The sequence below is a fragment of the Frigoribacterium sp. 2355 genome (genome assembly GCF_054060695.1).
The window spans coordinates 38,260-61,153 of the sequence record NZ_JBSSDL010000003.1 but is presented as its reverse complement, the minus strand read 5'-3'; the positions used below and the strand labels follow the sequence as shown (position 1 = coordinate 61,153).

General features: G+C 69.9%; 19 protein-coding genes. 12 read left to right on the top strand and 7 right to left on the bottom strand.

Going from position 1 to position 22,894, the window contains the following annotated elements; all coding sequences use genetic code 11:
- The first annotated feature begins 43 nt into the window (after positions 1–43).
- The 6 genes from hrpA to arfA all read left to right on the top strand — a co-directional run bounded on the left by hrpA (position 44) and on the right by arfA (position 10,148).
- Complete coding sequence (hrpA, locus tag ACVJ1F_RS04820; RefSeq protein ID WP_456884978.1) at positions 44–3,937, top strand: ATP-dependent RNA helicase HrpA; 3,894 nt, start codon at positions 44–46, stop codon at positions 3,935–3,937.
- Between the two features lie 26 nt (positions 3,938–3,963).
- Positions 3,964–5,013 carry a LacI family DNA-binding transcriptional regulator gene (locus ACVJ1F_RS04815; RefSeq protein WP_456884977.1) on the top strand — a complete coding sequence of 350 codons (1,050 nt, stop codon included), beginning with the start codon at positions 3,964–3,966 and terminating at the stop codon, positions 5,011–5,013.
- 134 nt (positions 5,014–5,147) lie between these two features.
- A complete protein-coding gene (locus tag ACVJ1F_RS04810) occupies positions 5,148–6,533 on the top strand; it encodes an extracellular solute-binding protein (RefSeq protein WP_123571746.1) in 1,386 nt (461 codons plus the stop codon).
- A gap of 226 nt (positions 6,534–6,759) precedes the next feature.
- Positions 6,760–7,617 carry a carbohydrate ABC transporter permease gene (locus tag ACVJ1F_RS04805; RefSeq protein ID WP_043593482.1) on the top strand — a complete coding sequence of 286 codons (858 nt, stop codon included), beginning with the start codon at positions 6,760–6,762 and terminating at the stop codon, positions 7,615–7,617.
- The gene (locus ACVJ1F_RS04800; protein WP_056048933.1) at positions 7,614–8,525 is read left to right on the top strand and encodes a carbohydrate ABC transporter permease; all 912 of its coding nucleotides are present in this window, start codon (positions 7,614–7,616) and stop codon (positions 8,523–8,525) included. The genes ACVJ1F_RS04805 and ACVJ1F_RS04800 overlap by 4 nt, the downstream gene beginning before the upstream one ends.
- An 87-nt stretch (positions 8,526–8,612) precedes the next feature.
- Positions 8,613–10,148, top strand: coding sequence for an arabinosylfuranosidase ArfA (arfA, locus tag ACVJ1F_RS04795; protein WP_123571634.1), 1,536 nt, complete (start codon positions 8,613–8,615; stop codon positions 10,146–10,148).
- A gap of 82 nt (positions 10,149–10,230) precedes the next feature.
- Here the strand turns inward: arfA and ACVJ1F_RS04790 are convergent, their stop codons facing one another.
- Both ACVJ1F_RS04790 and msuE read right to left on the bottom strand, forming a co-directional pair.
- On the bottom strand, positions 10,231–10,659 hold the full coding sequence (locus ACVJ1F_RS04790) for a hypothetical protein (RefSeq protein WP_056048939.1): 429 nt from the start codon (positions 10,657–10,659) through the stop codon (positions 10,231–10,233).
- A 32-nt stretch (positions 10,660–10,691) separates the two neighbouring features.
- Positions 10,692–11,408 (bottom strand): FMN reductase, encoded by a 717-nt coding sequence (gene msuE, locus ACVJ1F_RS04785; RefSeq protein WP_173152964.1) that lies wholly within the window; start codon positions 11,406–11,408, stop codon positions 10,692–10,694.
- Between the two features lie 72 nt (positions 11,409–11,480).
- Here msuE and ACVJ1F_RS04780 point away from each other — a divergent pair, with 72 nt between their 5' ends.
- From ACVJ1F_RS04780 to ACVJ1F_RS04770, 3 genes are all read left to right on the top strand, one after another.
- Positions 11,481–12,275, top strand: coding sequence for a class I SAM-dependent methyltransferase (locus ACVJ1F_RS04780; protein WP_371740472.1), 795 nt, complete (start codon positions 11,481–11,483; stop codon positions 12,273–12,275).
- A 154-nt stretch (positions 12,276–12,429) separates the two neighbouring features.
- Entirely contained in the window at positions 12,430–13,536 is a 1,107-nt protein-coding gene (locus ACVJ1F_RS04775) for an amidohydrolase family protein (protein WP_456884976.1), read from the top strand.
- Positions 13,533–14,795: a kynureninase gene (locus ACVJ1F_RS04770; protein ID WP_456884974.1), complete on the top strand. Its 1,263-nt coding sequence runs from the start codon at positions 13,533–13,535 to the stop codon at positions 14,793–14,795. Before ACVJ1F_RS04775 ends, ACVJ1F_RS04770 begins: the two co-directional genes overlap by 4 nt.
- Positions 14,796–14,873: 78 nt before the next feature.
- Here ACVJ1F_RS04770 and nrdF read toward each other — a convergent pair whose 3' ends face one another.
- The 4 genes from nrdF to nrdH form a co-directional block, all read right to left on the bottom strand.
- A complete protein-coding gene (gene nrdF, locus ACVJ1F_RS04765) occupies positions 14,874–15,875 on the bottom strand; it encodes a class 1b ribonucleoside-diphosphate reductase subunit beta (RefSeq protein WP_056048952.1) in 1,002 nt (333 codons plus the stop codon).
- A gap of 98 nt (positions 15,876–15,973) precedes the next feature.
- Positions 15,974–18,079 (bottom strand): class 1b ribonucleoside-diphosphate reductase subunit alpha, encoded by a 2,106-nt coding sequence (nrdE, locus tag ACVJ1F_RS04760; RefSeq protein ID WP_456885242.1) that lies wholly within the window; start codon positions 18,077–18,079, stop codon positions 15,974–15,976.
- A gap of 32 nt (positions 18,080–18,111) precedes the next feature.
- Positions 18,112–18,531, bottom strand: coding sequence for a class Ib ribonucleoside-diphosphate reductase assembly flavoprotein NrdI (nrdI, locus tag ACVJ1F_RS04755; RefSeq protein ID WP_456884973.1), 420 nt, complete (start codon positions 18,529–18,531; stop codon positions 18,112–18,114).
- Positions 18,532–18,609: 78 nt separating this feature from the next.
- The gene (gene nrdH, locus ACVJ1F_RS04750) at positions 18,610–18,843 is read right to left on the bottom strand and encodes a glutaredoxin-like protein NrdH (RefSeq protein WP_043596549.1); all 234 of its coding nucleotides are present in this window, start codon (positions 18,841–18,843) and stop codon (positions 18,610–18,612) included.
- A 329-nt stretch (positions 18,844–19,172) separates the two neighbouring features.
- Here nrdH and ACVJ1F_RS04745 point away from each other — a divergent pair, with 329 nt between their 5' ends.
- The 3 genes from ACVJ1F_RS04745 (at position 19,173) to ACVJ1F_RS04735 (ending at position 21,973) form a co-directional block, all read left to right on the top strand.
- Entirely contained in the window at positions 19,173–20,381 is a 1,209-nt protein-coding gene (locus tag ACVJ1F_RS04745) for an MFS transporter (RefSeq protein ID WP_056048960.1), read from the top strand.
- Between the two features lie 106 nt (positions 20,382–20,487).
- Entirely contained in the window at positions 20,488–21,318 is an 831-nt protein-coding gene (locus ACVJ1F_RS04740; protein ID WP_456884972.1) for an aldo/keto reductase, read from the top strand.
- A 121-nt stretch (positions 21,319–21,439) separates the two neighbouring features.
- Positions 21,440–21,973, top strand: a complete 534-nt coding sequence (locus tag ACVJ1F_RS04735) for a ribonuclease H family protein (RefSeq protein ID WP_456884971.1) — start codon at positions 21,440–21,442, stop codon at positions 21,971–21,973.
- Between the two features lie 104 nt (positions 21,974–22,077).
- Here the strand turns inward: ACVJ1F_RS04735 and ACVJ1F_RS04730 are convergent, their stop codons facing one another.
- Positions 22,078–22,839: an SDR family NAD(P)-dependent oxidoreductase gene (locus tag ACVJ1F_RS04730; RefSeq protein ID WP_043596555.1), complete on the bottom strand. Its 762-nt coding sequence runs from the start codon at positions 22,837–22,839 to the stop codon at positions 22,078–22,080.
- Positions 22,840–22,894 lie beyond the last annotated feature (55 nt).

The following is a 22,894-nucleotide window of genomic DNA, read 5'->3' as shown; positions in this document are numbered from 1 at the left end:
CCGGCGCCCGGTCCGGCCCCGGGCGGCTTACGATGGAGGGCTTATGATCCCCACCATCACGTATCCCGCCGAGCTGCCGGTCAGCCAGAGGCGCGACGACATCGCCGCGGCGATCCGTGACAACCAGGTCGTCATCGTCGCGGGCGCCACCGGTTCGGGCAAGACGACCCAGCTGCCCAAGATCTGCCTCGAGCTCGGCCGGACCAAGATCGGCCACACCCAGCCGCGCCGCATCGCGGCCCGCACCATCAGCGAGCGCATCGCCGAAGAACTCGGCGACGAGGTCGGCGGCGTGGTCGGCTACCAGGTGCGGTTCACCGACAAGGTCGGTGCCGACACGCAGATCAAGCTGATGACCGACGGCATCCTGCTGAACGAGATCCACTTCGACCGCGAGCTCGAGCGCTACGACACGATCATCATCGACGAGGCCCACGAGCGCAGCCTGACCATCGACTTCCTGCTCGGGTACCTCAAGCAGCTGCTGCCCCGCCGCCCCGACCTCAAGCTCATCATCACGAGCGCCACGATCGATCCCGAGTCGTTCTCGAAGCACTTCGGCGACGCGCCCATCGTCGAGGTCTCGGGTCGCACCTACCCGGTCGAGGTCCGCTACCGACCGCTCGTGGCCGACGACACCACGAGCGACGACGACGGCGACCTCGACGACGACGACCGCCCCGGGGGTCGCCAGGGCGACCGTCAGGAGGCGCGGGCCGGCGACCGCAGGCAGCGCGCCGACGACAAGGACTACCTGCAGGGCATCAACGAGGCCCTCGACGAGCTCGCCCGCGAGTCGAGCGGCGACGTCCTCGTCTTCCTCAGCGGAGAGAACGAGATCCGTGACGCCGAGGAGAGCATCCGCGGCCGCAACCTGCCGTTCACCGAGGTGCTGCCGCTGTACGGCCGGTTGAGCGCCGCCGACCAGCACCGGGTCTTCCAGCCCAGCACGACCGCGGGCACCCGGCGCCGCATCGTCCTCGCGACCAACGTCGCCGAGACCAGCCTCACCGTGCCCGGCATCAAGTACGTGATCGACGCCGGCACGGCCCGCATCAGCCGCTACTCGACCCGGGCCAAGGTGCAGCGCCTGCCGATCGAGGCCATCTCGCAGGCGAGCGCCAACCAGCGGTCGGGCCGCTCCGGTCGCACGAGCAGCGGCATCGCGATCCGCCTCTACAGCGAGACCGACTTCGAGAAGCGCCCCGAGTTCACCGAGCCCGAGATCCTGCGGACCAACCTCGCCGCGGTCATCCTGCAGATGATCTCCCTGAACCTCGGCGACATCGCCGCCTTCCCCTTCCTCCAGCCGCCCGACTCGCGCGGCATCAAGGACGGACTCGACCTGCTGCGCGAGCTCGGCGCCGTCACCCAGGGCGGCCAGATCACCCGGGTCGGCAAGCAGCTCACGCGACTGCCGATCGATCCGCGCCTCGCCCGCATGGTCGTCGAGTCCAAGACGCAGGGCACGACGCGCGAGGTGCTCGCCATCGTCTCGGCCCTGAGCATCCAGGACCCGCGCGAGCGGCCCCTCGAGCGGCGTGCCCAGGCCGACGAGAAGCACTCGCGCTTCCGCGACCCCAAGGGCGACTTCCTCACGCTGCTCAACCTGTTCGAGTACCTCGAGGACAAGCAGAAGGAGCTCAGCGGCAACGCCTTCAAGCGTCTGTGCCGCGACGAGTTCCTCAACTACCTGCGCATCCGCGAGTGGCAGGACGTCTACCGCCAGCTCAGCCGCGCGGCCAGGCCCCTCGGCCTGCACATCGGCGAGCGCAGCGCGAACCCCGACGGCGTCCACCGCAGCCTGCTGGCCGGCCTGCTCAGCCAGATCGGCCTGTTCGACCCGCAGAAGAAGGACTTCGTCGGCGCCCGCCAGACGAGGTTCCTGATCTTCCCGGGCAGCAGCCTCGCGAAGAAGCCGCCGGCGGCCGTGATGACCGCCGAACTCGTCGAGACCAGTCGCCTGTTCGCCCGCGTCGCCGGCTCGATCGACCCGGCGTGGGCCGAACCGCTGGCGCCCGACCTGGTCAAGCGCAGCTACGGCGAACCCCACTGGGAGAAGAAGCAGGGCGCCGTCGTCGCCTACGAGCGCGTCACGCTCTACGGGGTGCCGATCGTCGAGCGACGACGCATCCAGTTCTCGCGCATCGACCCGGCGTACGCCCGCGAGCTGTTCATCCGGCACGCGCTGGTCGAGGGCGACTGGGAGGGGCACCAGGCGTTCGAGCAGAAGAACCGGCAGCTCATCCGCGAGCTGACCGAGGTCGAAGAGAGGACGCGTCGCCGCGACATCCTGGTCGACGGCGACGCCGCGTTCGAGTTCTTCCAGCGGCGCATCCCGGCCGACGTCGCGAGCATGCGCGACTTCGAGGGCTGGTGGCGCAAGGCCAAGGTCGACACGCCCGACCTGCTCACCATGACCGCCGCCGACCTGCTCGGGGACGACGAACCCGACGTCGACGAACAGGGCTTCCCGAGCACGTGGCAGCAGGGCGACCAGACGTTGACCCTGCGCTACAAGTTCGAGCCGGGGGCCGACGACGACGGCGTGACCGTGATCGTTCCGCTGCCGCTGCTGCCGCGCCTCCGTCCGGTCGGCTTCGACTGGCAGGTGCCGGGGTTGCGCGACGAGCTCGTCACGTCGCTCATCAAGTCGCTGCCGAAGCAGATCCGCAAGAACGTGGTGCCCGCCGCCGACTGGGCGTCGAAGATCACGGACGAGCTGCCCGACGCACCTCCGGCCGACGTCGACGAGCCGTTCACGGCGACCGTGGCCGCGGCGATCAAGAAGCTCACCTACACGCCCGTCTCGACCGACGACTTCGACCTGCACCGCGTGCCCGCGCACCTGCGGGTCACGTACGCCGTGGTCGACGAGCGAGGCCGCACGGTCGGGGCCGACAAGGACCTCGACGCGCTCCAGCACCGGCTGCGCGACGCCACGCGCGACAGCGTCGCGCGCGTCACGCAGGGCGGCGGGCGCGACGAGCGCAGCCGTGGCCGGGGCCGCGGACGAGGAGGCGCGGGGGGCGACGCCACGCCCGTCACGCCTCGCCCCACGAGCTCGATCGAGCGCGAGGGCCTGACGTCGTGGGACTTCGACGAGCTCCCCGCGGTCGTCGACACCCGCCACGGCGACACCGTGATCCGGGCCTACCCGGCGTTGGTCGACCACGGCGACTCGGTCTCGATCACGTTGATGGCGACGCCCGCCGACCAGGCCCTCGCGACGCCGAAGGGCGTGCGGCGCCTGCTGATGCTGGCGACCCCGTCGCCCGTGGCCTACGTGCAGCAGCACCTGACGAGCGCCGAGAAGCTCATCCTCGCGACGAGCCCGTACCAGAACACGTCGGCGCTCTTCGCGGACTGCCTCGTGGCCGTCGTCGACGACGTGCTGTTCCGCGTCAAGCCCGACGGCATGGTCATGACGAAGAAGGAGTTCCTCTCGACCCGCGACCGGGTCTCGGGGGCCGTGATGGACCAGATGTTCCAGACCGTCTCGCTCGTCGCCCGCACGCTGACCGCCGCCCGCGACGCCGACAAGGCCCTGAAGGGTGCGACCTCGATGACCCTGCTCGCGGCGCTGACCGACATGCGGCAGCAGCGGGATCGCCTGATCCGTCCGGGCTTCGTGTCGCAGACCGGGCTCCAGCAGCTCCAGCGCGTGCCGGTGTACCTCGTGGGCATCACGAAGCGCACGGCGAAACTGCTCGAGAACCCCGGGCGGGACCGCGTCTGGCTCAGCGAGGTGCAGCAGGCGACCGAGCGGTACGAGGCCGCGGGCGGGACGTTCCCGCCCGCCGACACCGCGCCTCCTGCGCTCGTCCGCGCCCGGTGGATGATCGAGGAGTTCCGCCTCAGCCTGTTCGCACAAGACCTGCGGCCGAGCGAGAGCGTCTCGCTGCAGCGCATCGTCAAGGTGCTCGCCTCCGCCTGAGCGCCTGCCGCCACTAGCCTGAACGCATGCGCGCGACGGTGAAGGACGTGGCGGCACTCGCCGGGGTGTCGCCGAAGACCGTCTCCAACGTGATCAACGGCGTCGTCTTCGTCCGGCCCGACACCCGCACCCGGGTCGAGAGCGCACTGGCCGAACTCGACTACGTGCCGAACCTCAGCGCGCGTGGCCTGCGCACCGGGCGCACCGGGTCGATCGCCCTGGCGTTCCCCGACCTGAGCACCCCGTACAGCGCCGAGATGACGCACTGGTTCGTCGAACAGGCGCACGAGCGCGGCTGGTCGATCCAGCTCGAGCAGACCGGATCACGGCCCGAACGCGAGGGCGAGCTGCTCTCGCGCGGCAAGGAACACCTCGTCGACGGCCTCGTCCTCAACCCGATCACGCTCGACGCCAGCGCCCTGTCGTCCGCCGGCAGCGGCTCCGGCACCGGCACCGGCACCGGGGCCACCGACTCGCTGCCGCCCGTCGTCGTCATCGGCGAGGTCGAGCAGACCCTCGTCGACCAGGTGCGGGTCGACAGCGTCGCCGCGGCCCGCGACATGACGGCCCACCTGATCGCCGCCGGACACCGCCGCATCGCGACCCTCGGCGACTCGGCCGGCGAGTTCGACACGGCCACGGCGCGCGCCCGCACCCGCGGCTTCGAGCAGGCCATGGCAGAGGCCGGGCTGCCCCTCGACCACGCCCTGCAGTACTCGTGCCCGGAGTGGACCTCGGCCGACGCCTTCTCGGTCGTCCGGGCGGCCGTCGAGCGCGGCGACCGGCCCGACGCGATCTTCTGCTTCACCGACTCGCTCGCCATCGGCGCCGTCAGCGCGCTGACGTCGGCGGGCCTGCGGGTCCCCGACGACGTCGCGATCGCCGGTTTCGACGACATCGTCGACGGGAGGTTCTCCGTGCCGCCGCTGACGACCGTCACCTTCGACAAGCGCCTCTTCGTCGAGCGCACCCTCGAACTGCTCGCGGCCCGCATCGCCGACCGGCAGGGCGCGGCCGAACTCGTGATCGTCCCCCACGAGATCGTCGTGCGCGCCAGCACCCGCGGCCGCGCCTGACACCGCGAGAGGGGCACGACGCCAGAAGAGAGCCTGGCGCTGTGGCCATGTCCTGGCGGTGTGCCGGAAACCTCTTGCGCATCCGTTACAACGATGGAATAGTCGCTCTCGTCACGCATCACGAAGGAGTGAAGATGACCGAGAACCATCGGACGACCCCGGCACCGCGTCCGGGCACCACCGCCGGCACCGCCACCCCCCGCGGCCTCAGCCGCCGCAGCATGTTGCTCGGCTCGGCCGCCCTCGTCGGCGGGGCGTTCGTCGCCACGGGCCTCTCGGGCTGTGCGCCCGGGGCGGTCACCGGCTCGGGCACGGACGTCGCGCAGCTGAAGTTCTGGCACCTGCTCAGCGGCGGTGACGGCATCAAGATGTCGGCGCTGATCGACCAGGCCAACGAGCAGAACCCGGGGTTCCACGCGACGCAGACCGTGCTCGCCTGGGGCACGCCGTACTACACGAAGCTCGCCATGGCCTCGGCCGGCGGTCGCGCACCGGACGTCGCGATCATGCACGCCTCGCGCGTGCCCGGCTACGCCCCCGGCGGCCTGCTCGACCCGTGGGACGTCGAGAAGCTCGCGTCGTACGGCGTCCGCGAAGAGGACTTCGCCGAGGCCGTGTGGAAGAAGGGCTTCAACGGCGGCGACCTCTACTCGGTCGCCCTCGACTCGCACCCGTTCATCCTGTTGTACAACACCGACATCGCCGCCCAGGCGGGTGCCCTCGGCCCTGACGGCAAGCTCGTCGAGATCACCAGCCCCGAGCAGTTCCTCGAGGTCGCGAACGCCATGCAGCAGGTGACCGGCAAGCACGGCGCCTCGTGGGGCTACCTCAACGACGGCGCGCAGCTGTGGCGCATGTTCTACACGTTCTACAAGCAGCAGGGCGCCGACATGGTGCTGAAGGAGGGCGGCACGGTCGAGTACGACGAGCAGGCCGCCGTCACCGCGCTCCAGTTCATGCAGCAGCTCACGGACGGCACGGCGATGGCCACGGCCAGCGACATCCAGTCGGGCATCGCCGAGTTCGTCAGCGGCGAGAGCGGCATGCTCTTCACCGGCGTGTGGGAGGTCCCGAGCGCCGAGAACGCGGGCATCCCGTTCGACGGCAGCATCATCCCGACGCTCTTCGGCACGCCGGCCGTCTACGCCGACTCGCACGCGTTCGTGCTGCCGAGGCAGAGCGAGGTCGACGACGTCAAGCGCGAGGACGTCTACAAGATGGTCTCGACCATCCTGAAGGACTCCATCTCCTGGGCCGCGGCCGGGCACATCCCGGCCTACCTGCCGATCGTCGAGAGCCCCGAGTACGCCGAGCTGCGACCGCAGGCGAACTACGCCGAGGCGGCGGACTACCTGAACTACGACCCGCCCGCCTGGTTCACCGGCTCGGGCTCGGACTTCCAGACGTACTTCCTCGACTCGATCCAGTCCGTGATCCTCGCCAAGGACGACGCGGCCGACGGCATGCGTCGGTTCGTCGCGCGCGTCAACACGCAGCTGTCGCGGCCGGCTCCGGTGTGACCGTCGTGCCCTCCCCCACACCGACACGACACCGCCGCCCCGTCCGCCCGACACCGCCCTCCTCCCCCTCCGCACGACCCGACCATCACGACGACGAAGGAGTCGATCTGTGACCTCCACCACGGTCAAGGCCCCCCGGGCCACCGCCGAGCGCGCGCGGTCCGACGCCCGCGCGACCGACCGCAGCCGCGCCTCCCGCAAGCGGACCGGCCCCTCCGACAACCGCATCGGCTGGGGCTTCGCCGCTCCGTTCACCGTGCTCTTCGCGGTGTTCCTGGTCTGGCCGCTGCTCCACGGCTTCTACCTGAGCTTCACCGGCCAGAGCCTGACCGGCCAGGGCGGCGAGTTGATCGGCGTCGCCAACTACGCCGAGGCCTTCGCCGACGGCGACATGTGGCGTTCGATGCTCAACACGCTGTGGTTCACGGTGCTCAGCACGATCCCGCTCGTCGTCGTGGCGCTCGTGCTCGCCATCCTCGTCAACACCGGGCTGCCGGGTCAGTGGCTCTGGCGGCTGAGCTTCTTCCTGCCGTACCTGCTCGCCTCGACGGTCGTCTCGCTGTTCTGGATCCAGCTCTACAGCCCGACCCTCGGCCCGATCAACAACGTGCTCGGCACGCTGGGGCTGCCGCAACCCGCCTGGCTGCAGGACCCCGACACCGCCATGATCGCCGTGGTCGCGACCACCGTCTGGTGGACGGTCGGCTTCAACTTCCTGCTGTACCTCGCCGCCCTGCAGAACATCCCCGACCAGCAGTACGAGGCCGCGTCGCTCGACGGCGCCGGACGCTGGCGGTCGCTGCTGTCGATCACCATCCCGCAGCTCGGCCCGACCACCGGCCTGATCGTCATCCTCCAGGTGCTCGCCTCGCTGAAGGTCTTCGACCAGATCTACCAGATGACCACCGGCGGACCGGCGGGCAGCACCCGCTCGGCCGTGCAGTACATCTTCGACACCGGCTTCACCGGCTACCGCTTCGGCTACTCGTCGGCGATCTCGTACATCTTCTTCGCGGTCATCGTCGTCATCTCGATCGCGCAGTTCAGCATCACGGCCCGCAACCGCAAGGGAGCCCAGAAATGACCGCCCCCGCCCTCGCCCCCACGTCCGACCTGCGGGCCCCCACCGCCGGCCGGGGCCGGAAGGGCCACAAGCCCGGCCAGAAGCCGTTCGGCCCCATGGCCGTGATCAGCGTGGCCATCCTGGTCGTGCTCGCCGTCCTCTGGCTGCTGCCGTTCCTGTGGTCGCTCGCCACCTCGTTCAAGAGCGAGACCGACGCCGCGGCGACGCCGCAGACCTGGATCCCGGCCGGCGGCTTCACGCTGGACGCCTACCGCGGGGTGCTCGAACAGGGCAACATCCCGGTGTGGCTGTTCAACAGCCTGTTCACCTCGATCGTCATCACGCTGATCGTCGTGGCCACCTCGGCCCTCGTCGCCTACGCCTTCTCGCGCCTCGACTTCCGGGGCAAGAAGTGGCTGTACGTCGCGACGATCGCGTCGATCATCATCCCGCCGCAGGTGCTGATCGTGCCGCTGTTCTACCAGATGCTCGCCTTCGACATGGTCGACACGTACTGGGGCATCATCCTGCCGCAGGCGATCGCCCCGGCGATGGTGTTCGTGCTGAAGAAGTTCTTCGACCAGGTGCCGATCGAGCTCGAGGACGCCGCCCGCGTCGACGGCGCGGGACGCATCCGGGTCTTCTTCACGATCCTGCTGCCGCTGTCGCGCCCCATCCTCGGCGCGGTGTCGATCTTCGTGTTCATCGGCGCCTGGAACAACTTCCTGTGGCCGTTCATCGTCACGAACGACGCGTCGCTGCTCACCCTGCCGGTCGGCCTGCAGACCATCGAGAGCGCCTACGGCATCCAGTACGCGCAGAACATGGCCGCCGCGGTCCTCGCGGCCCTGCCGCTCATCCTCGTGTTCCTGTTCTTCCAGCGGCAGATCATCAAGGGCATCTCGACCACCGGGTTCGGAGGTCAGTGATCCGACCGCCCCGGACGCGACCGCCCTGCCGCACCGCGCCTCCTCGTCCCCACCGCACGCACGCCGATCCCCTCACCTAGGAGACCCATGTCCACCGCCCGCATCACCGTCGACCGCGAGTTCACCATCGGCCCGGTCCCCCGCCGCCTGTTCGGCTCGTTCGTCGAGCACATGGGCCGCTGCGTCTACACCGGCATCTACGAACCCGGTCACCCCACCGCCGACGAGAACGGCTTCCGCCAGGACGTCCTCGACCTCACCAAGGAGCTCGGCGCCACCGTCATCCGCTACCCCGGCGGCAACTTCGTCTCGGGGTACAACTGGGAGGACGGCGTCGGCCCGGTCGACCAGCGCCCCCGTCGCCTCGACGGCGCCTGGCACACCGTCGAGACCAACGCCTTCGGCCTGCACGAGTTCGTCGCGTGGTCGAAGCTCGCCGGCACCGAGGTGATGGAGGCCGTCAACCTCGGCACCCGGGGCGTCGATGCCGCCCGGGAGCTCGTCGAGTACGCCAACCACCCCGGCGGCACCGCGCTGAGCGACCGCCGCATCGCCAACGGCGCCAAGGACCCCTTCGACATCAAGCTCTGGTGCCTCGGCAACGAGCTCGACGGCCCGTGGCAGATCGGCCACAAGACGGCCACCGAGTACGGCCGCCTCGCCCAGGAGGCCGCCAAGGCCATGAAGTTCGTCGACGACTCGATCGAGCTGGTCGCCGTCGGCAGCTCGGGCCGCGGCATGCCCACCTTCGGCACCTGGGAGCACGAGGTCCTGACGCACGCCTACGACGAGGTCGACTACGTGTCGATGCACGCCTACTACCAGGAGCACGACGGCGACGCGAAGAGCTTCCTCGCGACGGCCGTCGACATGGACGCGTTCATCGAGGAGGTCGTGTCGACGATCGACGGCGTCAAGGCCGCCGGAAAGCACACGAAGCAGGTCGACATCTCGTTCGACGAGTGGAACGTCTGGTACCAGACGGGCCTCGACTCGGACGACCAGCCGCACAACGTGTCGAAGGGCTGGCGCGAGCACCCCCGGCTGATCGAGGACCAGTACAACGTCACCGACGCGGTCGTGGTCGGCACCTTCCTCAACTCGCTGCTGCGTCACGGCGACCGGGTCAAGATCGCCAACCAGGCGCAGCTCGTCAACGTCATCGCGCCCATCCGCAGCGAGGCCGGCGGACCCGCGTGGCGTCAGTCGATCTTCTGGCCGTTCGCCCGCATGGCCGCGCTCGCCACCGGGCAGATCCTGCGCACCCTCGTCACGAGCGACAAGGTCGACACCGAGAAGTACGGCGACGCCGACCTGGTCGACGTCAGCGCCACCTACGACGAGGAGGCCGGCACGGTCGCGTTCTTCCTCGCCAACCGCGGTCTCGACGAGGCGGCCGACGTCGAGGTCGCCCTGCGCGGCTTCAGCGGCGGACGCGTCACCCGCGCCGAGGTCCTGGCCGTCCCCGAGGGCGGCGACCGCTTCTCGTCCAACACCGAGGGCGCGCAGGACACCGTGGGCCTCGTGCCGCTGACCGGCGTCACGGTCGACGGCGGCACCGCGCGCCTCCGCCTGCCCGCCCTCTCGTGGGCGGTCGTCGAGCTCGAGGTCGGCAAGGCCTGACCCACGGCACGACCGCAGGAGGCGCGGTGCCGGTCACGACCGGCACCGCGCCTCCTGCGTCCGGTCGCGTCGACGCCCGGGATCAGCCGCGGGGCTTGAAGAGGCGGGCGATGCTGTCGCGCACCGACTCCTCGATGGTGTCGGTGAAGCCGTTCGAGAAGCCCAGGGCGTCGGCAGGGGCCGACGCGGCCGTCATCGACTCGACGACGCGCTGACCGTGGTGGGCACGCGCCTCGCGCACCGAACCGAAGCCGAGGCCGAGGTCGACGGCCGCCTGGGCGAGGAGCGCCTCGCGGGCGTCGTCGGTGCTGGTCTGTGCCTCGGCGAGCGCGAGCACGGACAGGTCGTCCACGCCGTCGTCCACCCATCGGGCCGCACGCCCCGGCAGCACGCCGGAGGGCAACAGGCCGAGACGGCGCTGTGCCTCGCTGTCGCGGATCTCGGCGCGGGCGACGGACGGGCCACGGGGAGTCGGGTCGGGGTTCACGACGATCACGATACCGGTGGGCATCCCGGAGCGGCTGCCCCGCCTTCGGGTCGCGCTCAGCTGAACAGGCGCGTTGGGGTCGTGACGTCGAGCTCGCCGGCGCGCAGGTCGTCCCCCGTCAGGTCGTCGCGCGCGTCGCCGTCGTCGAGGGTCTGCTCGATGCGCCCCTTCTCGGCGATGCTCGAGCGGATCAGCGGCAGGCCGCGCTGGATCGCGTGGCGGATGCGCTCCTGCAGTAGCGGGGCAGTGACCGCGTACTTCTCCGCGCCTCCGGTCGCCGTGAAGTCGGTCGTGTGCGCGTAGACGCCCAACGGCAGGGTGAGGGCCTGGAAGAACCCGAACAGCGGTCGCAACGCGTGCTCGATGATCAGCGCGTGGCGCTCGCTGCCCCCCGTCGCGGCGAGCAGCACGGGCACGTCCACGAGCGCGTACTGCTCGACGAAGTCGAACAGGTGCTTGAACAGCCCGGTGAAGGAGGCGCGGTAGACGGGCGAGGCGACGATCAGCAGGTCGGCGGTCTCGATGGCGACCAGCTCGCGCTCGACCCGCTCGTCGAGCTGGTCCCGGGTGAGGGCGCCGGCGAACAGGGGGCCGAGTTCGCTGACCCGGATCACGTGCGCCTCGATCGGCAGGACGTCGCCCAGCGCCGTCACGATCTCGTGCACGAGGGCGTCGGTCTTCGACGGTGTGCTGAGGGTGCCCGACACCGCGACGACCCGCAGGGGACGGGTCGGACGCGGGGACGAAGGGGTCGGAGGCAGCGAGGAAGTCATCCCCTCCATGCTGCGCCCGAGGCCGACGTAACACAGGGTGTGTGACGGATCGTGACGTGCGACAGTGTTCCGGTGACACATCAACCACTGCAGGAGGGGTTCGATCCTGCCGCCCACGGCTTCGACCCCGCACGACCCGATTCCGACCTCGCCGCCTCGTTCGGGCTGGCCGCCGACGTCTACGAGAGGGGTCGCCCGTCGTACCCCCTCGACGCCGTCGACTGGCTGCTGCCCGAGGGCGCCTGTCACGTGGTCGACCTGGGGGCGGGCACGGGCAAGCTCACCCGTCTGCTGCTCGACCGTGCCCCGTCGGTCACGGCCGTCGAGCCGTCGCCGGGCATGCGCGCGACCCTCGAGCAGGTCGTCCCCGGGGCGACGTCGGTCGCCGGGTCGGCCGAGGACATCCCCCTCGGCGACGACTCGGTGGACGCCGTCCTCGTCGCGCAGGCCTGGCACTGGGTCGACCCCGACCGCGCCGTGCCCGAGATCGCCCGCGTCCTGCGTCCCGGCGGCACCCTCGGCCTCGTCTGGAACATCCGCGACGAGTCCGTGCCGTGGCTGGCGGAGCTCAGCCGGGTGATGCGTCAACCCCGCGAACGCGACATGGGGTCGGACGCCCCCGTCGTCGGTGCGCCGTTCGGCACCGTCGAGCGGTACGACGTCCCCTGGGTGCACGAGCTGGGTCGCGACGAGTTCCTCGCCATGATCGCGTCGCGCAGCTACGTCATCACGCTCTCGCCCGACGACCGCGCGGCCCTGCTGCGCGACGTCGAGCGGCTGCTCGACACGCACCCGGACACCCGCGGCGCCGACCTGATCCGCCTGCCCTACGTGGCGCGGTGCTCGCGGGCCGTCCTGCCCGGCTGAGTCGCGCCTCCTCGGCACCCACCCTGCGAGCCCGCCTCGTCGGCACCCACCCTGCGAGCCCGCCTCGTCATCCCCGGACGCGGGCGGGCCTCGTCGTCCCCGGACGCGGGCGGGCCTGCAGGGCACGGGCAGCACGCACGAATAGGGTCGGGTCATGGACCAGGAGGCGCGGCTCGTCACGGTCGACCACGCCTGGTCGGGCCGGTGGTCCGGTCGCAGCCTGTTGCGCCTCGACGCCCACGGCGTGGTCTTCGCCGGATCGGCCGACGCGCACGACGCCGACACCCTGGCCGGCGCCGAGCTGCCCCACGTGCCGGGCACCGTGCTCGCCCCCTTCACCGACTCGCACGTCCACCTCGGCCTGATCGACGCCACGCAGCTGCCCGTCGGCGGCATCTCGCGGGTCGTCGACCTCGGGTGGGACCCGACGGTCGCCTCCGGCTGGCTCGGCCGGTCGGGTCGCGACGGCTGGCCCGAGCTGGCGATCGCCGGCGGGTTGATCACGGCGCCGGGCGGGTACCCGAGCCGGGCGGGCTGGGCGCCGCCCCGCGCCTCCCTCCCGGTCGGCGGCCTCCGCGCCTCGACCCGGCTGCGCCGCGCGGCCCGGCTCGTCGAGCAGCAGCACGCCCTCGGCGCCTCGATCGTCAAGGTCGCCCTGAACTCCGACGTCGGCCCCGTCCTCGACGACGCGACGCTGGGCGCCGTCGTCGACGCCGCTCACGGGCTCGACCTGCCCGTGGTCGCCCACGTCCAGGGCGCCGGCCAGGCGGCACGCGCGGCCGACGCCGGGGTCGACCGGCTCGCCCACACGCCCTTCAGCGAACGGCTCGACGACGACCTGATCGCCCGGCTGGCCGCGTCCACGACGTGGGTGAGCACGCTCGACATCCATGGCTACGGTCTCGGTGGGGTCGCGCACGAGACGGCCGTCGACAACCTGTCGCGGTTCCGTGCCGCCGGGGGCCGGGTGCTCTACGGCACCGACCTCGGCAACGGCGACCTTCCGCTCGGGGTGAACGAACGCGAGCTGCGCGCGATGGGTCGGGCCGGCTTCGGGCTGGCCGGCCTGCTCGACGCCCTCGCCCCCGACGTCGCCGGGCCCACCGGCGGTGCGCGCCTGCCGTTCACCCGCGTGACCTGGATCGCCGACGCACCCCGCGCCTCCGCGTCCTCCGACGAACGGGCCGCCTGGCTCGCCCGCGCGACCGCACTGACCGCCGACGAGCTGCTCGCCGTCGCCCTCGAGGAGAAGACCCGATGACCGATCCGCTCGCCTACCCCGTCGACGCCACCGACCCCGACGAGCAGGCCTCGGCGCATCCCGCCGGCCCGCTCGACGCCGCCGACCCGCTGGCGTCGTTCGTCGACCGGTTCGTGCCGGCCGTCGACGTGGTGTCGTACCTCGACGGCAACTCGCTCGGGCGGCCCGTGACCGCCACGCTGTCGCGACAGTCCGAGTTCGTCGAGGGCGCCTGGGGCACGCGGTTGATCCGCTCGTGGGACGAACGCTGGATGGCCCTGCCGACCGAGCTCGGCGACCGCATCGCGGCGGCCTGCCTCGGTGCCGCCCCGGGCCAGACGGTCGTGGCCGACTCGACGACCGTGCTGCTCTACAAGGCGATCCGCGCGGGCCTGCGGGCCCGGCCCGACCGCCACGAGATCGTCATCGACGACGACCAGTTCCCGACCGACCGCTTCGTCGTCGAGGGCATCGCCCGCGAGCACGGGGCCACGATCCGCTGGATCGCCGTCGACAAGGCGACCGGCGTGACCGTGTCGCAGGTGCGCGACGTCGTGGGGCCCGACACCGCACTGCTGCTGGTGAACCACGTCTCGTACCGGTCGGGCTGGTTGGTCGACCTGCCCGCGATCACGACGCTCGTGCACGAGGCGGGCGGTCTCGTGCTGGCCGACCTCTGCCACAGCGTCGGCGTCGTGCCGATGCAGCTCGACGAGTGGGGCGTCGACCTCGCCGTCGGCTGCACCTACAAGTACCTGAACGGCGGGCCGGGTGCCCCCGCGTTCGTCTACGCCCGCGCCTCGCTGCTGCCCGAGCTCGACCAGCCGATCCAGGGATGGATGGGCGCCGCCGACGTGTTCGCCATGGCCGACGGGTACCAGCCGGCGACCGGCATCCGGCGGTTCATCAGCGGCACTCCCCCGGTGATGGGCATGCTCGCGATGCACGACATGCTCGACCTGATCGACGAGGCCGGCATCGACGCCGTCCGGTCGAAGTCGCTCGCCCTGACCGACTACGCCTTCGACCTCGTCGACGCCTGGCTCGTGCCGCTCGGGGTGACCGTCGCGACGCCTCGCGAAGCGGACCGCCGCGGCAGCCACGTCACGATCACGCACGACTCGTTCCGGTCGATCGTGGCGCGGCTCTGGGAGGCCGGTGTCATGCCGGACTTCCGCAACCCCGACGCCCTGCGCATCGGACTGTCGCCGCTCAGCACCTCGTTCGCCGAGGTGCGGATCGGCATCGCCGCGATCCGGGCGGCGCTGCTCGCCGACTGAGCCCGCACGCGGTCGGACCGGACGCAGAACAGGCGCCGCCCGGGATGGGCGACGCCTGCTGCGTGGTGCGGGGGTGGGTTAGAAGTCCCAGTCCTCGTCCTCGGTGTTGACGGCCTTGCCGATGACGTACGACGAACCCGACCCCGAGAAGAAGTCGTGGTTCTCGTCGGCGTTCGGCGAGAGCGCGGACAGGATCGCCGGGTTCACGTCGGTCGTCTCTTTGGGGAACATCGGCTCGTAGCCGAGGTTCATCAGCGCCTTGTTGGCGTTGTAGTGCAGGAACTTCTTGACGTCTTCGCTGAGGCCGACGCCGTCGTAGAGGTCTTGCGTGTACTGGATCTCGTTCTCGTAGAGCTCGAAGAGCAGGTTGAACGTGTAGTCCTTGATCTCTTGCTTGCGCTCGTCCGAGGCGCCTTCGAGACCCTTCTGGAACTTGTAGCCGATGTAGTACCCGTGCACGGCCTCGTCGCGGATGATGAGGCGGATGAGGTCGGCCGTGTTGGTCAGCTTGGCGCGCGACGACCAGTACATCGGCAGGTAGAAGCCGCTGTAGAACAGGAACGACTCGAGCAGCGTCGAGGCGACCTTGCGCTTCAGAGGGTCGTCGCCCGTGTAGTAGTCGAGGACGATCTGGGCCTTCTTCTGCAGGTTGACGTTCTCGGTCGACCAGCGGAAGGCGTCGTCGATCTCGGGGGTCGACGCGAGGGTCGAGAAGATCGACGAGTAGCTCTTGGCGTGCACCGACTCCATGAACGCGATGTTCGTGTAGACGGCTTCTTCGTGCGGGGTGATCGCGTCGGGGATCAGGCTGATCGCGCCGACGGTGCCCTGGATGGTGTCGAGCAGCGTCAGGCCGGTGAAGACCCGCATCGTCATCTGCTGCTCTTCGGGCGTGAGGGTGTTCCACGACTGGACGTCGTTCGACAGCGGGATCTTCTCGGGCAGCCAGAAGTTGTTGACCAGCCGGTTCCAGACCTCGACGTCCTTGTCGTCGTGGATGCGGTTCCAGTTGATCGCACTGACCGACGAGATCAGCGGGACCGACTTGCCGGTGGCGTGGACCGGATCGGTGAGGGTCATGACGTGCCTTTCAGGAGCAGGAATGTGAGTTCAGGAGGCGCGGCCCGGTCGTCGAGACCGGCCCGCGCCGGGTGGCGTAAGGACTCGAGGCGCAGGGCCTAGAGCATGCAGCTGACGCAGCCGTCGACCTCGGTGCCCTCGAGCGCGAGCTGGCGGAGGCGGATGTAGTAGATCGTCTTGATGCCCTTGCGCCATGCGTAGATCTGCGCCTTGTTGATGTCGCGCGTGCTCGCCGTGTCTTTGAAGAACAGCGTGAGCGACAGGCCCTGGTCGACGTGCTGCGTCGCCGCGGCGTAGGTGTCGATGATCTTCTCGGGCCCGATCTCGTAGGCGTCGGTGTAGTACTCGAGGTTGTCGTTCGTCATGAACGGCGCCGGGTAGTACACGCGACCGAGCTTGCCCTCTTTGCGGATCTCGATCTTCGACGCGATCGGGTGGATCGACGACGTCGAGTGGTTGATGTACGAGATCGACCCGGTCGGCGGCACGGCCTGGAGGTTCTGGTTGTAGATGCCGTGCTGCATGACGCTGGCCTTGAGCGCGAGCCAGTCGTCCTGCGTGGGGATCGCGACGCCGGCGTCGGCGAACAGTGCCGCCGCCCGCTCGGTCTCGGGCTTCCACTCGGTCTCGGTGTACTTGTCGAAGAAGGTGCCCGACGCGTAGGTCGAGTCCTCGAAGCCGCCGAAGGTGACGCCACGCTCGATCGCGATGGTGTTCGAGGCGCGCAGGGCGTGGAACAGCACCGTGTAGAAGTAGATGTTCGTGAAGTCGATCGCCTCGGGCGTGCCGTAGTGCACCCGCTCCCGGGCGAGGTAGCCGTGCAGGTTCATCTGGCCGAGGCCGATGGCGTGCGACTGGTCGTTGCCGACCTCGATCGAGCGGACCGACGTGATGTGGCTCATGTCGCTGACCGCACTGAGGCCGCGGATCGCGGTCTCGACGGTCTTGCCGAGGTCGGGGGCGTCCATCGAGAGGGCGATGTTCATCGAGCCGAGGTTGCAGCTGATGTCCTTGCCGATCTCGTTGTACGAGAGGTCTTCGTTGAAGGTCGTCGGCGTGTTGACCTGAAGGATCTCGGAGCACAGGTTCGACATGTTGATGCGACCCTTGATCGGGTTCGCCTTGTTGACCGTGTCTTCGAACACGATGTAGGGGTAACCCGACTCGAACTGGATCTCGGCGATCGTCTGGAAGAAGTCGCGCGCCTTGATCTTGGTCTTCTTGATGCGCGAGTCGGCGACCATCTCGCGGTACTTCTCGCTGATCGCGACGTCGCCGAAGGGGACGCCGTAGACCTTCTCGACGTCGTACGGCGAGAAGAGGTACATGTCTTCGTTGTTCTTGGCGAGCTCGAACGTGATGTCGGGCACGACGACGCCGAGGGACAGCGTCTTGATGCGGATCTTCTCGTCGGCGTTCTCACGCTTGGTGTCGAGGAACCGCATGATGTCGGGGTGGTGTGCGCTGAGGTACACCGCACCGGCACCCTGGCGGGCACCGAGCTGGTTCGCGTAGCTGAAGCTGTCTTCGAGCAGCTTCATGACGGGGATGATGCCCGACGACTGGTTCTCGATCTGCTTGATCGGGGCGCCGGCCTCGCGGATGTTCGAGAGCGACAGGGCGACTCCGCCACCGCGCTTCGACAGCTGCAGCGACGAGTTGATGCCGCGCGAGATGGACTCCATGTTGTCTTCGATGCGCAGCAGGAAGCAGCTGACGAGCTCGCCGCGCTGGGCCTTCGCCGTGTTGAGGAAGGTCGGCGTGGCCGGCTGGAACCGGCCCGCGATGATCTCTTCGACGAGGTTGACGGCGAGCTTCTCGTCGCCCTGGGCCAGGCCGAGGGCGGTCATGACGACGCGGTCCTCGAAGCGCTCGAGGTAGCGCTTGCCGTCGAACGTCTTGAGCGTGTACGAGGTGTAGTACTTGAACGCGCCGAGGAAGGTCTGGAAGCGGAACTTCTTCGAGTACGCGAGGTCGTTCAGCTTCTCGATGAAGGCGAAGTCGTACTGCTCGATGGTGGCGAGCTCGTAGTACTCGTTCTCGACGAGGTAGTCGAGACGCTCACGCAGGTTGTGGAAGAAGACCGTGTTCTGGTTGACGTGCTGCAGGAAATACTGCTTCGCCGCCTCGCGGTCCTTCTCGAACTGGATCTCGCCGGACGGACCGTAGAGGTTCAGCATCGCGTTCAGGGAGTGGTAGTCCATCCCCGAGCTGAGACCCTGCCCCGGGGCGGCGATCACTTCGAGGTCATCGACTGCTGCGTCCAAAATTCTTCCAATCCTGTGTGTACGGCTTGTACGTCGTCTGGTGTTCCGAAGACTTCGAAACGGTAGAGAAGGGGAACGTCGCACTTGGCGGCGACGATGTCACCGGCCAGGCAGTAGCCCTCTCCGAAGTTGGTGTTGCCCGCCGCGATCACGCCTCGGATGAGGCGCCGGTTGCCCTCGTCGTTGAGGAATCGGATGACCTGCTTCGGGACGGCGCCTCGTCCTTCGCCGCCACCGTAGGTCGGCAGGACGAGGACGTAGGGGTCACGGACGTTGAGCGGCGGCTCGGACGGGAACAGCGGGATGCGCCGGGCCGGCAGACCGAGCTTCTTGACGAAGCGGTCGGTGTTGCCCGAGACGCTCGAGAAGTAGACGAGTTCGTTCGTCATGACGAGTCCTCGCCTCCGACGTGGTGTGGGCCCGAGCCCCGGGTCATCCGACTGGTGGGGCGCTGTGCGCCCGGTCGACTAGTCGACCTTGGCGGCCAGCGCGGCGATCTTGTCGGGGCGGAAACCGCTCCAGTGGTCGTCGTCGGCGATGACCACGGGGGCCTGCATGTAGCCGAGGGCGCGGACCTTCTCGAGGGCGGCGTCGTCGGCCGTGACGTCGAGCACGTCGTACTCGATGCCCTTGTTGTCGAGGGCTCGGTAGGTGGCCGTGCACTGGACGCAGGACGGCTTGGTGTAGACGGTGATGGCCATGGGATCCCCTGTGTTCTGGCCGGCCCCTGAGGCCGGATCGGTGGTTCGTGAGCCTGCGGGTCGTGGTGCCCGTGGCGACTCCTCGATACTACATCTAGTGGCCGGGGGTTGCCCCCACAACTAGATGCGGTGTTACACGCCTGTAGTTCGTCTCGCAGAGTTGTCCACAGGGAACCGCACACGTTTTGCACAGAACGAGGGCGGTTCTCCCCGGTTCTGCGCCGTTCTCCACATGTTCGTCCCCACCACCGACACTCGTCGACGGATGTCCCCAGTTCGGGACCACGGCGTGTCGCGGACCGCGGACCCACTCGTAGACTTGTCCCCTCGTGAGCACCTATTCGACCCTGCTGAAGACGCCCGGCGTCTCGCGCATCATCGCGGCCCAGCTGACCGCGCGCTTCCCGTTCGGCATGCTGTCGCTCGCGTTCCTGCTGCACGTCGAGCACGTCCACCACTCGTACGCCGCGGCCGGTCTCGTCCTCGCGGCGACGAGCATCGGTCAGGCGATCTCGGGGCCGCTCACCAGCCGGTGGATGGGCCGCTGGGCGATGCGCCCCGTGCTCACCCTGACCCTGGTGGTCTGCCTCATCACGATGGTCACCTTCACCCTGTACGACTTCTCGGTGCCGGTGTTCATGGCGCTCGGCTTCGTGACGGGCCTCAGCGTGCCCCCCGTCCAGCCGGCCGTCCGCACCATCTACCCGAAGATGGTCACCTCGAACCAGCTCACCCCCCTCTTCTCCCTCGACGCGTCCGCGCAAGAGATCATCTGGGTCGCCGGTCCGGTCATCACGACCTTCGTCGGCACGCAGGTCGGCACGCGAGAGGCGATCTGGCTCGCGGCCGCGTTCCTGGTCGGCGGCGGCATCTGGTTCATCGCCTCGCCCGAGGTCGGACGCGTCCGCATCCCCCGCAGCAAGCGGGCCTTCGGCAAGGTGCTGGCCCGGCCGACCGTGCTGCTCGCGACCGTCGCCGGGTTCCTGCTCATCGGCGCCTGCGCCGCGGTCGAGGCGGGCGTCGTCGCGCTCTTCGGCGAGGGGAGCGCCGACTCGGGCATCGCCCTGGCGATCTTCGCCGCGGGCTCGCTGGTCGGCGGTCTCGCCCTCGGGCACGTCCCGGTCGGCCCGTGGGCGCTCGCCCGCCGCATCGCCATCGTGTTCGTCGGCATGACCCTCGCGATCTTCGCGACGGGCCTCTGGCCCATCAGCATCACGCTGCTGATCGCGGGCGTCGGCATCGCACCCGCCCTGGCCGTGATGTTCGCGATCGTCTCGTCGAGCGTGAAGTTCAGCGACACGGCCGAGGCCTACGGCTGGGCCGGCACCGGCCAGCTGATCGGCTCGGCCCTGGGTTCGGCCATCGCCGGCTTCGCGATCGACCACGTCGGCGGCCAGGGCGGGCTCATCGTCGCCGCGTGCTTCGCCTTCGTCGGCATGATCGTCGGGGCCGCGTTCCACAAGGCGCTGCCCGACCTCCGCGGCCGCGACGCGAGCCCCCTGCCCGACACCGAACCGGTGCCGGTCCAGACGAGCTGACCCGCGCCTCCTCGTCCATCGGGCGACGGGCCCGGCACGCACCGTTCACCGGACGGTCGCCCGCTGCGTGCGACACGCGTCGGCCGGTCGCTGGCAGAGTTGGGGCATGCCCTCCATCGACGTGCCCCAGATCACCCTCAACGACGGCCGCACGATCCCCCAGCTCGGCCTCGGCGTCTACAAGGTCGCCGACGACGAGGCCGAGCGGGTCGTCGAGACCGCCCTCGCCGAGGGGTACCGCCACCTCGACACAGCCGAGTTCTACGCCAACGAGCGGGGCGTGGGCCGGGCCCTGCGGGCCTTGGGCGTGCCGCGCGACGAGGTGTTCCTCACGACCAAGGTCTGGAACACCGCGCACGGCTACGACGAGACGCTCCGCTCGTTCGACGAGAGCCTGACGAAGCTCGGCACCGACCACGTCGACCTCTACCTCATCCACTGGCCGGCTCCGCGGCAGGACAAGTACGTCGAGACCTACCGCGCGCTCGAGACGATCCGGGCCGAGGGCCGCGCGCTCTCGATCGGCGTGAGCAACTTCCAGATCGCGCACCTCGAGCGCCTGATGGCCGAGACCGACGTCGTGCCGGCCATCAACCAGGTCGAGGCGCACCCGTGGTTGCAGCAACGCGAGCTGCGCGACTTCGACGCCGCCCACGGCATCGTCACCGAGGCGTGGTCACCGCTGGCGCGAGGGCGCATCCTGGACAACGCCGCCCTGGTGCGCATCGGCGCGAAGCACGGGGTCACCCCGGCCCAGGTGACGATCCGCTGGCACCTGCAGCAGGGCCTCGTCGTGATCCCGAAGTCGGTCACTCCGTCGCGCATCCGCGCCAACCTCGACGTCTTCGGCTTCGAGCTCGACGCCGGCGACCTCGCCGCCGTCGCGGGCATCGAGACGGGCGAGCGCACCGGGTCGCACCCCGACCACAACGGCTGACACGGGCGGGCGCCACCCCACCGGGCGATCGCCGACACCCCCGCAGGAGGCGCGGGTCCGGTCGGTCGCGCCCGGCACGTTACCGTGGACCGGCAACCCGTCGACGCAAGGAGCACCCCGCATGACCATCACCGCCGCAGCAGACGGATCGGCCCTCGGCAACCCCGGCCCCGCCGGATGGGCCTGGTACGTGGACGACGAGCGGTGGGCGGCCGGCGGCTGGCCGCGTGCCACCAACAACCAGGGCGAGCTCACCGCCGTGCTCGAGCTGCTGCGCGCCACGGCCGGCTCCGACGACGACCTGCACATCCTGTGCGACAGCCAGTACACGATCAAGGCCTGCACCGAGTGGATGCCCGGCTGGAAGCGCAAGGGATGGCGGAAGGCCGACGGCAAGCCCGTGCTCAACGTCGAGATCCTCAAGGAGCTCGACGCCGCCCTGGCCGGGCGGAAGGTGCGCTTCGAGTGGGTCCGCGGCCACGTCGGCCACGAGATGAACGAGGCGGCCGACGTGCGGGCCCGGGGCGCGGCCACGGCGTTCCAGAACCGCACCGACGTGCCGTCCGGGCCCGGCTGGCCGGGGGCACCGGTCGCCACGACCGCCCCGATCGCGGCACCGGCGACCCCGCCCGCGCCTCCGGCGACGCTCTTCTGACGCACCCCGCCCGCACCGCACCGCGAATCGTGCACCGCACCTGATCTAGACGCGGTGCCGTGCACGAAACGCGGTGCCGGACCACGCAGGGCAGCGCAGCGCGGCTACATCGAGGGGTGCGTGCTCGACAGCCCGCCGTCGACGACGAACTGGGCGCCGGTCGAGAAGGCCGAGTCGTCGCTCGCGAGGTGCAGGGCGAGCCCGGCGACCTCGTCGGGCTTGGCGAGTCGACCCCGCGGGCTCATGGCGCGGAACGCGTCGAGCACCTGCGGCTGGGCCTCGACCTGACGGCGGAACAGGGCGGTGTCGGTCGGGCCGGGGTGGAGCGAGTTGATGCGGATGTTCCAGCCCTCTTGGGCGGCGTGAGCGGCACTCGACCGGGTGAGCCCGACCAGCGCGTGCTTGCTCGCCGTGTAGGCCGCGTCGTCACCGAAGCCGAGGAAGGACGTCGCCGGAGCCAGGTTGATGATCGACCCGCCCTCGCCGTCGGGGTTCGCGCGCATCTGCTCGATGGCGAAGCGCGTGCCGAGCATGACGCCGGTGACGTTGACCGCGAAGACGCGGTTCCAGCTCTCGAGCTGGGTGACGTCGATCGACTGACCCGAGACGATGCCGGCGTTGTTGACCAGCACGTCGAGTCGGCCGTAGTGCTCGGCGATGCGGTCCATGACGCGCTTCCAGTCGCCGCCGTTGGCGACGTCGTGCTGCACGAACTCGGCCCCCGTCTCGGCGGCCACGGCCGCCCCGTCGACGATGTCGGTCGCGACGACCCGGGCCCCCTCGTCGGCGAACCGGCGGACGATCGCCTCGCCGATGCCCGAGGCTGCCCCGGTGACGATGGCGACTTTGCCGGACAGACGAGACATGGCGACCTCTTCGTGGTGGAACGCGGGTGGAGCTGGTCGGCTGCCGGGGTGGGGC